Origin of the sequence: Actinophytocola glycyrrhizae, from assembly GCF_042653545.1 — a bacterium.
Classification (GTDB): domain Bacteria; phylum Actinomycetota; class Actinomycetes; order Mycobacteriales; family Pseudonocardiaceae; genus Actinophytocola; species Actinophytocola glycyrrhizae.
Window position 1 is genome coordinate 212,187 of the sequence record NZ_JBHSIS010000017.1, and the last position, 12,107, is coordinate 224,293.

At 71.5% G+C, this 12,107-nt stretch carries 14 protein-coding genes; 9 read left to right on the plus strand and 5 right to left on the minus strand.

Going from position 1 to position 12,107, the window contains the following annotated elements; translation table 11 throughout:
- Positions 1-108: 108 nt before the first annotated feature.
- From ACFPCV_RS26820 to ACFPCV_RS26840, 5 genes are read left to right on the plus strand one after another with little or no spacing between them, the layout of a single operon-like run.
- Positions 109-1,530: a sensor histidine kinase gene (locus ACFPCV_RS26820; protein WP_378059113.1), complete on the plus strand. Its 1,422-nt coding sequence runs from the start codon at positions 109-111 to the stop codon at positions 1,528-1,530.
- A gap of 2 nt (positions 1,531-1,532) precedes the next feature.
- The gene (locus tag ACFPCV_RS26825) at positions 1,533-1,946 is read left to right on the plus strand and encodes a roadblock/LC7 domain-containing protein (RefSeq protein ID WP_378059355.1); all 414 of its coding nucleotides are present in this window, start codon (positions 1,533-1,535) and stop codon (positions 1,944-1,946) included.
- Entirely contained in the window at positions 1,943-2,305 is a 363-nt protein-coding gene (locus ACFPCV_RS26830) for a DUF742 domain-containing protein (protein ID WP_378059114.1), read from the plus strand. Before ACFPCV_RS26825 ends, ACFPCV_RS26830 begins: the two co-directional genes overlap by 4 nt.
- A gap of 46 nt (positions 2,306-2,351) precedes the next feature.
- Positions 2,352-2,891 carry a GTP-binding protein gene (locus ACFPCV_RS26835; RefSeq protein WP_378059356.1) on the plus strand — a complete coding sequence of 180 codons (540 nt, stop codon included), beginning with the start codon at positions 2,352-2,354 and terminating at the stop codon, positions 2,889-2,891.
- Entirely contained in the window at positions 2,888-4,096 is a 1,209-nt protein-coding gene (locus tag ACFPCV_RS26840) for a cytochrome P450 (RefSeq protein WP_378059115.1), read from the plus strand. The genes ACFPCV_RS26835 and ACFPCV_RS26840 overlap by 4 nt, the downstream gene beginning before the upstream one ends.
- A gap of 59 nt (positions 4,097-4,155) precedes the next feature.
- Here the strand turns inward: ACFPCV_RS26840 and ACFPCV_RS26845 are convergent, their stop codons facing one another.
- Positions 4,156-4,935: a TetR/AcrR family transcriptional regulator gene (locus tag ACFPCV_RS26845; protein WP_378059116.1), complete on the minus strand. Its 780-nt coding sequence runs from the start codon at positions 4,933-4,935 to the stop codon at positions 4,156-4,158.
- 53 nt (positions 4,936-4,988) lie between these two features.
- On the opposite strand from ACFPCV_RS26845, the gene ACFPCV_RS26850 reads away from it, so the two are divergent.
- Positions 4,989-5,762, plus strand: coding sequence for a VOC family protein (locus ACFPCV_RS26850; protein ID WP_378059117.1), 774 nt, complete (start codon positions 4,989-4,991; stop codon positions 5,760-5,762).
- 27 nt (positions 5,763-5,789) lie between these two features.
- Here ACFPCV_RS26850 and ACFPCV_RS26855 read toward each other — a convergent pair whose 3' ends face one another.
- From ACFPCV_RS26855 to ACFPCV_RS26865, 3 genes are all read right to left on the minus strand, one after another.
- Positions 5,790-6,959, minus strand: a complete 1,170-nt coding sequence (locus ACFPCV_RS26855; RefSeq protein ID WP_378059118.1) for an acyl-CoA dehydrogenase family protein — start codon at positions 6,957-6,959, stop codon at positions 5,790-5,792.
- A 120-nt stretch (positions 6,960-7,079) separates the two neighbouring features.
- The gene (locus ACFPCV_RS26860) at positions 7,080-7,292 is read right to left on the minus strand and encodes a DUF4177 domain-containing protein (RefSeq protein WP_378059119.1); all 213 of its coding nucleotides are present in this window, start codon (positions 7,290-7,292) and stop codon (positions 7,080-7,082) included.
- Between the two features lie 54 nt (positions 7,293-7,346).
- The gene (locus ACFPCV_RS26865) at positions 7,347-8,126 is read right to left on the minus strand and encodes a hypothetical protein (protein ID WP_378059120.1); all 780 of its coding nucleotides are present in this window, start codon (positions 8,124-8,126) and stop codon (positions 7,347-7,349) included.
- A 249-nt stretch (positions 8,127-8,375) separates the two neighbouring features.
- Between ACFPCV_RS26865 and ACFPCV_RS26870 the strand changes: the two genes are divergently transcribed.
- The 3 genes from ACFPCV_RS26870 to ACFPCV_RS26880 all read left to right on the plus strand — a co-directional run bounded on the left by ACFPCV_RS26870 (position 8,376) and on the right by ACFPCV_RS26880 (position 11,409).
- On the plus strand, positions 8,376-8,549 hold the full coding sequence (locus ACFPCV_RS26870) for a hypothetical protein (RefSeq protein WP_378059121.1): 174 nt from the start codon (positions 8,376-8,378) through the stop codon (positions 8,547-8,549).
- Between the two features lie 233 nt (positions 8,550-8,782).
- Positions 8,783-10,978: a catalase gene (locus ACFPCV_RS26875; RefSeq protein WP_378059357.1), complete on the plus strand. Its 2,196-nt coding sequence runs from the start codon at positions 8,783-8,785 to the stop codon at positions 10,976-10,978.
- 11 nt (positions 10,979-10,989) lie between these two features.
- Positions 10,990-11,409 carry an ankyrin repeat domain-containing protein gene (locus tag ACFPCV_RS26880; protein WP_378059122.1) on the plus strand — a complete coding sequence of 140 codons (420 nt, stop codon included), beginning with the start codon at positions 10,990-10,992 and terminating at the stop codon, positions 11,407-11,409.
- 128 nt (positions 11,410-11,537) lie between these two features.
- Here the strand turns inward: ACFPCV_RS26880 and ACFPCV_RS26885 are convergent, their stop codons facing one another.
- Positions 11,538-12,086, minus strand: a complete 549-nt coding sequence (locus tag ACFPCV_RS26885; RefSeq protein ID WP_378059123.1) for a DinB family protein — start codon at positions 12,084-12,086, stop codon at positions 11,538-11,540.
- Positions 12,087-12,107: the final 21 nt, after the last annotated feature.

Genomic DNA, 12,107 nt, shown 5'->3' on the forward strand with positions numbered 1-12,107 from the left:
AGGAAGGTCGCGCCGCGAGGTCCGTTTGGTCGAACTGGCTCCGGCGTTTGCCTTGTCCAGTATCTTGCCTACCTGCGTTTCGGTGCGCCGCCCAGCGTGAGGACTGATATGCCAGCACGAGAGCCCGTCCCGCAGGAGCAGCGGTCGATGACCGACGTGCTGCTCCTCTTTCTGCTAGCCATGGCCGTCACGGCCGGGGTGACGTTGTGGGTGACCTTCCAGGTGCCGGAGGAGGACCGGCTGATCGTCGCGTTGTCGGCGGGCTCCCTCGCCATCGGGCTGTGCATCGCGCTGGCGTTCTCCGCCTACCGCGCGATCCGCGGCAGGCGCACGGCGCGGCGGCTGCACGTCCTGGAACACGGGCTCGCGCGGCTGGTCGACGAGGTGCTGCCGCACGCGGCGGCCCGCGTCCGCGACGGCGCGTCCGCCGACACCGTCCTTGCGGAGCTGGGCCCGAAAGCAGGCGGCATACCGGCGCCTCTCCTCGGCGCGGTCGTGCGGGAGATCGGGGTGAGCGAACGGCAGCGGTCGGCCGCGATGGCCGCGTGCGCGAACGCCGCCGGCCGCGTGCAGGCCATGGCGACGAGCATGCTCGCCGACCTCCGCGAGATGGAGGGCAGGCACGCCGAGAACGTGCTGGGGGACCTGCTCAAGCTCGACCACAGCACCGCGCAGGCCGGCCGCCTCGCCGACAGCATCGCCGTGCTGACCGGCGCCCGCTCCGGTCGCCGCTGGACCAAGCCGATCGTGATGGAGTCGATCCTGCGTGGCGCGATGGGCCGGATCCAGGCCTACCAACGGATCCAGATCCATTCGAGCAGCACGGCGGCGATCGTCGGCCACGCCGCGGAGGACGTGATGCACACGCTGGCCGAGCTGATGGACAACGCCACCCGGTTCTCCGCACCGTCGGAGGAGGTGCACGTCTACGTCGAGGAGCTGCACACCGGGGTCGTCGTCACCGTCGAGGACGGCGGGCTCGGCATGAAACCGCAGGCACTCGCGCGGGCGGAGTCGGTGGTCTCGACCACCGGGCCGCTGGACCTCGCGAAGGTGCCCGGCACGCGCCTCGGGCTGGTGGTCGTGGGTTCGCTGGCACGCAAGCACAAGCTGCAGGTGTACTTCCGGCCCTCGTCGCGTGGCGGCACCGGGGTGGTCGTGCGGATCCCGCAGCAGCTGGTGATCCACCCGCGCGAGGAGCAGCAGACCACGCCCGCGGGGGCCGGCGAGCGGGCCGGCGCGCCGGTCAGGGCCGTCGGCGGGGAGACCACGCCGTCCGCCACGGCCACCACGGCGACCGCGGTGCTGGACGCGGCGCCGCCCGGCGAGGACACCGCCGAGTTGCCCGCACTGCCGAAGCGGCCACGCGGGGAGACGCTCGCCGCCGTCGTCCGCGCGACGGAGGAGAAGCGGGAACCCTCGGCACGCACCGGCAAACGAACCGACATCGGCGCGCGCTTCAGCGCTTTCCAGCAGGGCCGCCGATCCACCACGCCCGAACAGACCGCTGGAGAGGAAGACCAGTCATGACCATGGCGACCGACGCCAACCTCACCTGGATGCTGGAGAGCCTGGTGGAGCAGACCGCGGGCGCCACCCATGCGCTGGTGCTCTCCAGAGACGGGCTGAAGCTCTGCCACACCGCGGGCCTCACGGTCGACAAGGCCGACCAGCTGTCCGCTATCGCCGCCGGCGTGCAGGCGCTGTCGCAGGGCGCCTCCGTCGAGTTCGGCGACGGCACCGGCGGAGTGCGGCACTCGATGACCGAGTTCCACGGCGGCATCCTGTTCATCGTCGAGGCAGGCGAGGGCGCCCACCTGGCCGTGCTCGCGAGCGAGGAGGCCGACGTCGGGCTGATCGGCCACCGGATGAACGAGCTGGTGGAACAGATCGGCGCGTTCCTCATCGCGCCGCCTCGGCGGCCAGAGCGAACCGACCAGGCATGATCCGTCGCGAGCTGGACAACGAGGAGCCGGACCGGCTCTACACCCTCACCCGTGGGCGCAGTGTCGCGGACGATCCCGGCCTCGACCTCGTCACGCTGATCGTCGCCGCCGCGGAACCCGTGCCCGGCATGCAGTCCGAGCACGCCAGGATCCTCCGCGCCTGCCGCACCCCGGTCGCCGTCGTGGAGATCTCCGCCGACCTCGGCCTCCCGGTCGGGGTGGTGAAGATCCTGCTGTCCGACCTGTTGCGCGCGAACAAGATCACCGCTCGTCACCCGTCGTCGTCGACGCGCGCTCGCACGCAGTTGCCCGACGCCGCTCTCCTGAGGAAGGTGCTCGTTGGACTCCACAAGCTCTGAGCCCCGCACCCCGCTGGCCGGCACGGTGTCCGAGGGACTGAAGGTCGTGATCGTCGGCGGTTTCGGCGTCGGCAAGACGACCATGGTCCGGGCGGTGAGCGAGATCCGGCCACTGTCCACGGAGGAGACGATGACCCAGGCCGGCGCGGGCATCGACGACCCGGCCATGGCCGACGGCAAGACCACCACGACCGTCGCGTTCGACTTCGGCCGCATCAGCCTCGACGAACAGATGGTGCTCTACCTGTTCGGCGCGCCTGGCCAGGAGCGGTTCTGGTTCCTGTGGGACCGGCTGTTCGCCGGCACGCTCGGCGCGGTCGTCCTCGTGGACACCAGACGGCTCGCCGACTCCTGGTACGCCATCGACCGCCTCGAACACCACCGGACACCGTTCATCGTGGCACGCAACAACTTCCCCGGTGCGACGCACAGCCTCGACGCCGTGCGCGACGCGTTGTCGCTACCAGGCAACGTGCCGCTGATCGACTGCGACGCCCGCGACCGTGCCTCCGCGAAACGGGTGCTGATCACCCTGATGGACCACCTCTACGCGCTCAGCACCGCCAGGGAGGCGGTCTCATCATGACCGACGTCGCGCGCCGCACCGACGCGGTACCGCTGTACGGGGAGCGCTACCGCACCGACCCCGCTGGGATGTACGCGCAGATCCGCGAGAAGCACGGACCGGTCGCACCGGTGCTGCTGGAGGGCGACATCCCGGCGTGGTTCGTGTGCGGGTACCGGGAGCTGCACCAGGTCACCACCGACGCCACGCTGTTCGCGCGGGACACCCGGCGCTGGAACGGGTGGGAGACCGTGCCGGACGACTGGCCGCTGCTGCCGCACCTGGTGCACAACCCGTCGGTCATGTTCACCGAGGGCCCGGACCACCGCAGGCGTGCCGGTGCGCTCTCCGACGCGCTGGACTCGGTGGACCAGTTCGAGCTGGCGAGCCTGTGCGAGCGGATCGCCGACCAGGCCATCGACCGGTTCGCCGGTGCGGGCGAGGCCGAGCTGATGAGCCAGTACGCGTCGCGGATCCCGTTGCGGGCCACCGCGATGATGTGCGGGGTGCCCGAGTCGGCGGCCCGGATGCTGGTCGACGACGTGATGGGTGTGCTCGGCTCGTCGACGGCGAACCAGATGGCCGTGTTCGGGCGGCTGCAGGACGAGATGCAGCGGCTCGTGGACCACAAGCGGGTGTCGCCGGGCTCGGACGTGCCGTCGCACCTGCTGGCCGACCCGGTGAACCTGGGGGACGAGGAGATCCTGTCGGACCTGCTCGTGGTGCTGCTGCAGGCACACCAGCAGACGACGAACTGGATCGGCAACACGATCGGGCTGATGCTGACCGAGGAGCGGTTCGCGATCACGCTGTCGGGTGGCAGGGCCAGCGTCGGCGACGCGCTCAACGAGGTGCTCTGGCACGACACGCCGACGCAGAACTACCTCGGCCGGATCGCCACCCGCGACACCAGCCTCGGCGGGCGGCGGATCCGCGCGGGCGACCTGATGGTGCTCGGACTGGCCGCGGCCAACGCCGACCCGCAGGTGCGGCCGGCCGGGGGCGCGGTGGGCAACCGGGCGATGATGTCGTTCGGCCACGGCGAGCACGGCTGCCCCTACCCGGCGCCGGAGATCGCCGAGATCATCGCGAAGGCGAGTGTCGAGGTCCTGATCGACCGGTTGCCGGACCTGGTGCTGTCCGAGGCGCTCGAATGGCGGTCGTCGGTGTGGACCCGCGGCCTGGTCCGGCTCCCGGTGACGTTCACCCCGACCTACCTGCCATGAGAAGGTGCCGTCCGCCACGGTGACCGCCGGAACGCGACGGCCGCGGAGTCGCCGGGCCCCTACCCGCGGTCGCTCGGCCTGCGGTCGCGGCGCCCCGCGATGCGGGCCTCGATGCCGTCGAGGATGGTGTCGAGGCCGAACATGAGCGCGTGCGCGGGGTCCTGCGTCGCGTTGAACTCCGCGCCGACCGCACCGCCGACCCTGGCGGACAGGACGAGGTCGCCGTCGGTCATGACCTGTTCGAGGACCGGGCCGACGACGCCCCACCACTGCGCGTCGGACATCCCGGACTCGGCCTGGGTCCTCGCCATGCCCCGGTGCGCGCGGGCGGTGCTGTCGACGTGGCTGAGCACCAGGGTCAGCGTGGCGTCCATCTCGACGTCGGACAGGCCGATGCCCTCCAGCGGCCGCAGCTCGGTCTCGTACTTGCGGCTCAGGTTCGGCCCGACGGCAGGCCGGGACGAGCGGAGGTCGAACAGCCACGGGTGCCGTTCGTAGAGCGCCCAGTTCCTGGTGGCGACGAACCGCATCGCCGCGCGCCAGTCACCCGCACTCGCGGCGGCGTCGACATCGTTGTCGTAGACCTCGCCGTAGACCGAGTCGGTCATGAGCGCGACGAGGTCGTCCTTGCCGGGCACGTGCCCGTACAGGGACATCGCGCCGACGCCGAGCCGGGCGGCCACGTTGCGCATGGAGACGGCGTCGAGCCCGTCGGCGTCGGCGATCTCGATGCCCGCGCGGACGATCGCGGACACGGTCAGACCGGATCGGCTCGGGCCGGGGTGGTGGCCCCACAGCAGGTAGACGCTGCGGACCAGGTCGGAAGCCTGTCGTGCCACTGCCGGTCTCCTCCCGGTTGTGCCGCCGTCTCGTACGCCGTACGGTACGGCGTATGGCTGACGAGAAGACGGTACCGCTGTTGCCCTGCCGGTCCATCGACGAGATCGCCGAGTTCTACGAGATGCTGGGGTTCACCCGGCTCTACCGCCAGGTCCGCCCCCACCCGTACGTGTCGCTGCGCCGCGAGGACCTGCAGCTGGACTTCTTCAGCATGCCGGAGTTCGTGCCGGAGGACTCCTACGGGACGTGTGTCGTGCTGGTCCCCGACACCGGCGCGCTGTTCGGTGCCTTCGCCGAGTCGATGCGCGCGGCGCACGGCAAGCTGCTGGTGTCCGGCATTCCCCGGATGACCCGGCCCCGCAAGCGGAAGAACGTGGGCGGCCTGTCCGGGTTCTCGATCGTCGACCCTGGCGGGAACTGGATCCGGTTCTTCGCGGCCGGCGCCGAACCCGGGACGGAGGAGCCCGCCACGAGCAAGCTGGCCGCGTCCCTGCGGAACGCGGTGGTGATGGGCGACTCCCGCGGCGACGACACCCAGGCCGCCCGCATCATCGACACCGCACTGCGCAGGGACGAGCGGACCGCGCCGCCCGCCGACGTGCTGGCGGCCCTGGCCTACCGCGCGGAACTCGCGGCGCGGACCGGTGACCCGGCCGACGTGCGCGCCTTCCTGGCCAGGGCGGGCGAGATCCCCCTCACCGACGCCGAGCGCACCGCCCTCGCCGACACCCTCACCAGCCTCGACGACCTCGCCGCGACCCTGCCGTCCGACGACCGGCCCGTGACTCCTGGCGGCCCACCGGCGTCGGCAGGTCTCAGCGGGTGATCCGCTCGAACACGGCGGCAGGCATGGTCACCGTCCCGACAACGCCTGCCGGATCAGGCCGCCGCCGACGATGAGCCGCTGGATCTCGCTGGTGCCCTCGTAGAGGCGCAGCAGCCGGACGTCGCGGTAGATCCGCTCGACCGGGATGTCCCGCAGGTAGCCAGCGCCGCCGTGGATCTGGACGGCGAGGTCGGCGACCGTGCCGGCCATCTCCGTGCAGAACAGCTTCGTCGCGGACGGTGCGATGCGGCGGTCCTCGCCGCTGACGTAGGCCCGCGCGGTCTCGCGGACCATCGCGCGGCCGGCGAGGACACCGGTCTGCTGGTCGGCGAGCATGGCCTGCACGAGTTGGAAGTCACCGATCCTGGTGCCGCCCTGGGTGTTGGCGGCCGCGTAGGCGACGGACTCGTCGAGTGCCCGCTGCGCGGTGCCGACCGCGAGGGCGGCGATGTGCACGCGGCCACGGGCGAGCGAGGTCATCGCGGCCCGGTAACCCGCCGCCTCGTCGCCGCCGACGAGCGCGTCGGCGGGCACCCGGACATCGTCGAGGACGACGTCGGCCGTCCACGCGCCCTCCTGGCCCATCTTCGCATCCTTCGGGCCGACGGTGAGCCCTGGCGTGTCCGCGGGCACGAGGAACACCGCGATGCCGGGGTCTCCTGGCCGAGGTGGCGCGGTGCGGGCGAACACGACGAACAGGTCCGCGATGGGCGCGTTGGTGATGAACTGCTTGCGCCCGTCGAGCACCCAGCCGTCCCCGTCGCGGGTGGCGCGGGTGCGCAGCCCGGCGGGGTTGGAGCCCGCGCCAGGCTCGGTGAGCGCGAACGAGGCGACGACCTCGCCCGTCGCCAGCCTGCCGAGCCACTGCTCGCGCTGCTCGTCGGTGCCGAACCCGACGAGCACCTGGCCCGCGATGCCGTTGTTGGTGCCGAACATCGACCGCAGCGACAGCGTGGTGTAGCCGAACTCCATGCCCAGCTCGACGTCCTGGGTCAGGTCGAGCCCGAGCCCACCCCACCGCGCGGGGATCGCGTAGCCGAACAGGCCCATCCCGGCCGCGGCGGACCGCAGGTCGTCCGGGATGCGGTCGGTCCGCATGATCTCGGTCTCGCGGGGCACGACCCGCGACCGGACGAAGTCACGGACCTGCCCCCGGATCAGCTCGAAGTCCTCCTCGGACACCTGCGGCGCGCTCATGTGTCCAGGGTGCTGCCTCAAGTCGATGCGCGTCCAATCCCAGTCCCCGACGGCGTGGCAATGCCCTGAAAGGCGCGTTCAGGGCGCTCAGCGCCCTGAACGGCCCATTGACGGCACTCGCTACCGGCCGGTGCGTCGTTCGAAGGTGACGAGGACGCCGTCCACGCCGCCGGGGCCGATGCGCCCCTTGACCTCGGCGGTCGTGATGGCCTTCACCCGCCAGCCCTGCGCGGCGTGCTCGTTGAGCACCCCTTCGAGTTTCGCACCGGACATCTTGCCGCCGAGCAGCTTCTCCCGCAGCTCGACCACCTTGTACTCGAACCGTTCGGTCATGACCTCATGGTGGCGCAGGCCGGGGTCCGCCGCTTGACGCGGGCAGGTGGCGCGTCAGGTCGGCCAGCGGCGGAACTGGAACTCGTCGAGCCGTTCGGTCAGGCGGGTCAACGTGACCGCGTCCGCGGGCGGGTAGGTGGCGGCCGCGACCTTGTCCAGCACGCGCCAGCACACGCGGCGCTGCGGCCACGTGGTTTCGAGCAGCCAGCGGCGCAGCACGTAGCTCCGCAGCAGCACCCGCGCCGCGGGCGCTTCCAGCGCGGTGTCCTGCTGCGTGGCCGCGTCGAGCACCGTGGCGGTGAACGCCGGCAGCTCCTCGGTCAGCGCGTTGCGGGCGGCGCGAGCGTGCTGGTAGGCCTCCTTCGCCGAGCGGACCGGCGGTTCGGCGTGCAACGCGACGCAGACCAGCCCGACCGCGGCGGGCGCGAGGTCGTAGGACGGTGCCACGGTCGCCACGGCCGAGATCGCCGACACGGCCAGCGCGACCGCGCCGATCAGCTCGGCGTGCTCTTCCGGTGCGTCCCGCAGCTCGTCGACCCGCGCGAGTGCGGCGTCGCGGCCGGGGCCGGGCTCGGCGACGTCCGGCAGGTCCAGCAGTGCGAGCAGCTCCGGTCGCGGGTCGAGTACCGGCTCGACGTCGTGGACGACGGCCGCGACGTGGTCGAGCAACTCCTCGTGGTCGACGGGTTCGTCGGTCACCGCGGCGCGCAACAGGGGCAGGATCGGCCCACCACCCCCGGCGAGCCCGTCCGAGGCGACCGCCCGCGACCCGGCCGGCGCGGGCCGCGACTGGTCGAGACGGGTCCACCGCGGATCCGGCGACGAGTAACTCATGCCCGGACGGTACGTGACCACCTCGTCGCGTCCCGGCGCAGGCCCCGGGACCGGTCGCTTTCCCGTTGTCGCGCCAATGTGGAGGTTCGCGCGTCCCGGATGGGCGTGGCTACTATGCTGCCCCCGGGTCTCCTTGAGCGAGCGCCTGATAGACGGCACGGACGATGGGCGGGCGGAACGATCGCGACGCGGTACGACAGCTCGAGTGGGCAGAAGCAGCGGTTCTTCGGACGGGTCGACCCGTTCTGCATGTTCGCTGTGGTGCCGATGCTGATGGTGGCGGGGCTCTGCATCTGGAGCGACATCGCGATCCTCGGGGTGCCCTTGATCATCCTCGCGCTCCTGGTCGTGGTGATCGACTCGTGGGCGAACCGGCCGGTCAGGAAGGCCGAGCCCCGCTACCACGAGGACGACGACTACTGAGACCGGCGCCGCCTGCCCCGCCGGTACACGGCCCCGGTGGCCGCCACCGGTCCCGCTGACCGGTACGCCGTCTCCCCGGTCGAGTGGTCCGGCCCGCGGCGGGGGAGTAGGTGCCCGAAGCGTGGGTACCTCCTCTGGACGTCATCCGTCCCGAGGAGGAAGCAGTGGCCCCCAGCAAGCCGGGCAAGCTCGTCAAGGCGGCGCTCGACAAGGCGGTGGAGAAAGTCACCGAAATGGTGAACCCACCGATTCCCGGCGCCCCGAACAGCGAGCCGCCCTCCCTCGAGGAGCCGACCGAGCCCCGTGGACCGTTGCCGCCCAAACCAGACCAGACCGGGCCGGAGACGGTGACGCCGACGGGCGCGCCGACCGGTGCCCCCAAGCAGGCGAAGGGGCAGCAGGGCGAGTACCTGACCACGTCGACGGGCCTTCGGCTGTACGACACCGACCACTCGCTGAAGGCGGGGGAGCGCGGCCCGACGCTGCTGCAGGACCACCACCTGCGCGAGAAGGTCATGCACTTCGACCACGAGCGGATCCCGGAGCGGGTGGTGCACGCCCGTGGCTACGGCGCACACGGCGTGTTCATCGGCTACGGCACGGCGGGCAAGGTCTCCAAGGCCGCGTTCCTCGGTGACGGCGTGGAAACGCCGGTGTTCGTGCGGTTCTCCACCGTCGTTGGGTCGCGCGGGTCGGCCGACACGGTCCGCGACACGCGTGGGTTCGCGACGAAGTTCTACACGCAGGAGGGCAACTTCGACCTGGTGGGCAACAACATCCCGGTCTTCTTCATCCAGGACGGGATCAAGTTCCCCGACATCATCCACGCCGCCAAGCCGCACCCGGACCGCGAGATCCCGCAGGCGCAGAGCGCGCACGACACGTTCTGGGACTTCGTCTCGACCCACACCGAGGCCACCCACCACGTCATGTGGCAGATGTCCGACCGCGCGGTCCCCCGCTCCTACCGCACGATGGAGGGGTTCGGCGTCCACACGTTCCGGCTGGTCGACGCCGAGGGCGGGACCTCGCTCGCGAAGTTCCACTGGAAGCCGAAGCTGGGCGTGCACTCCCTGGTGTGGGAGGAGGCGCAGATGATCAGCGGCGTGGATCCCGACTTCCACCGCCGCGACCTCGCCGACGCCATCGAGTCCGGCGCCTACCCGCAGTGGGAGCTGGGCATCCAGGTCTTCCCGGACACGCCGAGGCAGACGTTCGAGGGCATCGACCTGCTGGACCCGACGAAGATCGTGCCGGAGGAGCTGGCGCCGGTGCAGCCGATCGGGATGCTGACGCTCAACCGCAACCCGATGAACTACTTCGCCGAGACCGAGCAGGTGGCGTTCCACGTCGGGAACCTGGTGCCGGGCATCGACGTCACCGACGACCCGCTGGTCCAGGCGCGGTTGTTCTCCTACCTGGACACCCAGCTGACCAGGCTCGCGGGCCCGAACTTCAACCAGATCCCGGTCAACCGGCCGCACGCGCCGGTCAACGACATGTTCCGGGACGGGTTCCACCAGCACGCCGTGCACGCCGGTGTCGCACCGTACCGGCCGAACACCCTCGACGGCGGCAACCCGTTCGACGCGGGGCCGGAGGACCGGCCGTTCGTCGAGGTGGCGCAGCCGCTGCCGAAGGCGGTGAAGATCCGGCAGGCCCCGGCGTCGTTCGCGGATCACTTCACGCAGCCGAGGCTGTTCTGGCAGAGCCTCTCGCCGGTCGAGAAGGAACACCTGGTGCGCGCGTTCACCTTCGAGCTCGGCAAGTGCTACGAGCAGGCGATCAGGGAACGCGAGCTGATGGTGCTGGCCAACGTCGACCCCGTGCTGTGCAAGGAGGTCGCGCAGGGGCTCGGGCTCCCGGCGCCGACCGCGACCGGGCGGCCGAAGAAGGTCATGCCCAGCCCCGCGCTGTCCCAGATCGGGCGGACGTGGCCGACCGACGGGCGCATGATCGGCATCGTCGTCGACCCGGCCGACCTCGACGGCGTGCGGATGGTCCGCGAGACCATCCTGGCGGCGGGCATGGTGCCGCTGCTGATCGCACCGACCGGCGGCCCGCTCGACGCCGACAGCGGACTGGTCGCCCAGCGCACGTTCCTCACCGCCCGCTCGGTCGAGTTCGACGCGCTGCTTCTGGCCGGCAGCCCGCCGCCCGGCCAGGACGCGGTGCCGTCCAAGGACGCCAAGGCCGGCGTGCCGGGTGACGGCGTCGACCCGCGTGTGGTCCTGATGGTCCAGGAGTGCTATCGGCACGCGAAGGCCATCGGCGCGTGGGGGAACGGCCGCGCCGCGCTCGAGGCAGCGGGCTGCGCCACCGGCGCGGGCATCGTGGTCGACGACGACCCGCCGAAGGCACTCGGGAAGCTCGTGAAGCTGCTCGGCGCCCACCGGGTGTGGGAACGGTTCCCCGTGTCGGTGTCCTGAGAGGGCCGGTCGTGACCGAAGCACTGACCGAGGAGGAACTGGCCTTCCTCCGCTCGATGTTCGACCTCGCCCGCACCGGCGACACCGCCGGTCTCGGGGGCGCGGTCGACGCGGGGATCCCGGTCAACCTCACCAACGAGGCGGGCGACTCCCTGCTCATCCTGGCCGCGTACCACGACCATCCGGACACGGTGCGCGCGCTGCTGGAGCGGGGCGCCGACACCGCGCGGGTCAACGACCGGGGTCAGACCGCGCTCGGAGCGGCGGTCTTCCGCCGTTCCGAGCGCAGCGTCACCGACCTGCTCGCCGCTGGCGCCGACCCGGCGCTCGGCACCCGCTCCGCGCTCGACGTCGCACGTTTCTTCGACCTGCCGGAGATGCTTGCTCTTCTGACCGCGGACGCCGCAGGGCAGGGGGTCGTCGGGAGCTGACCTCGGGATCGTCTGCGGGGGACGCGGAGGGCCCTGGCTTTGTGCTGTGAAAGGCGCTTTGACGGCGCTCAGTGCCGTGAACGCGCCTTTCACAGCGGTCCACCCCTGCGGGTGTTCGCCGGGGCGAGTCAGCCCATGGTCTTCGCGCCGTCGAGGGATTCGCGGATGATGTCCGCGTGGCCCGCGTGCTGGGCGGTCTCGGCGATGATGTGCATCAGGGCGTGGCGGGCCGACCAGCGTGCGCCGGGCTCGAACCAGGGGGCGGCCGGCAGCGGCTGGGTCGCGCCGAGGTCGGGCAGCGTCGCGACCAGCTCGTCGGTGCGGCGGGCGACCTCGGCGTAGTCCGCGAGCACGCCCGCCAGCGTCTCGTCCGGCAGCAGGCGGAACCCGTCCGACCACTTCTCGAAGTCCTCCGCGGTCATGTCCGCCGCGTTGCTGCTCTGCGCCGGGCCGTTGACGATGAAGTCCGCCCAGTTCGCCTCCACCGCGGTCACGTGCTTGATCAGCCCGCCGAGGGTCAGCTCGCTCGCCGTGGTTCGCAGCCGTGCCTGCTCGTCGGTGAGGTCGCGGGTGGTGAAGCGCAGGAAGTGGCGGTTCTTGCCCAGCATCGCCAGCAGGTCGTCCCGCTCGGTCGTGGTGGCGGCGTGCTGCTCGGTCGTCGTCGTCTTCGTCGTCATCGTCGTCTCCTTCATCCCCGG

What these genes read in the sequence shown, in the direction of transcription:
- ACFPCV_RS26820 (WP_378059113.1), top strand. Translation starts at nt 109, where the DNA reads ATGCCAGCACGAGAGCCCGTCCCGCAGGAGCAGCGGTCGATGACCGAC.
- ACFPCV_RS26825 (WP_378059355.1), top strand. Translation starts at nt 1,533, where the DNA reads ATGGCGACCGACGCCAACCTCACCTGGATGCTGGAGAGCCTGGTGGAG.
- ACFPCV_RS26830 (WP_378059114.1), top strand. Translation starts at nt 1,943, where the DNA reads ATGATCCGTCGCGAGCTGGACAACGAGGAGCCGGACCGGCTCTACACC.
- ACFPCV_RS26840 (WP_378059115.1), top strand. Translation starts at nt 2,888, where the DNA reads ATGACCGACGTCGCGCGCCGCACCGACGCGGTACCGCTGTACGGGGAG.
- ACFPCV_RS26850 (WP_378059117.1), top strand. Translation starts at nt 4,989, where the DNA reads ATGGCTGACGAGAAGACGGTACCGCTGTTGCCCTGCCGGTCCATCGAC.
- ACFPCV_RS26855 (WP_378059118.1), bottom strand. Translation starts at nt 6,959, where the DNA reads ATGAGCGCGCCGCAGGTGTCCGAGGAGGACTTCGAGCTGATCCGGGGG.
- ACFPCV_RS26860 (WP_378059119.1), bottom strand. Translation starts at nt 7,292, where the DNA reads ATGACCGAACGGTTCGAGTACAAGGTGGTCGAGCTGCGGGAGAAGCTG.
- ACFPCV_RS26865 (WP_378059120.1), bottom strand. Translation starts at nt 8,126, where the DNA reads ATGAGTTACTCGTCGCCGGATCCGCGGTGGACCCGTCTCGACCAGTCG.
- ACFPCV_RS26870 (WP_378059121.1), top strand. Translation starts at nt 8,376, where the DNA reads ATGTTCGCTGTGGTGCCGATGCTGATGGTGGCGGGGCTCTGCATCTGG.
- ACFPCV_RS26875 (WP_378059357.1), top strand. Translation starts at nt 8,783, where the DNA reads ATGGTGAACCCACCGATTCCCGGCGCCCCGAACAGCGAGCCGCCCTCC.
- ACFPCV_RS26885 (WP_378059123.1), bottom strand. Translation starts at nt 12,086, where the DNA reads ATGACGACGAAGACGACGACGACCGAGCAGCACGCCGCCACCACGACC.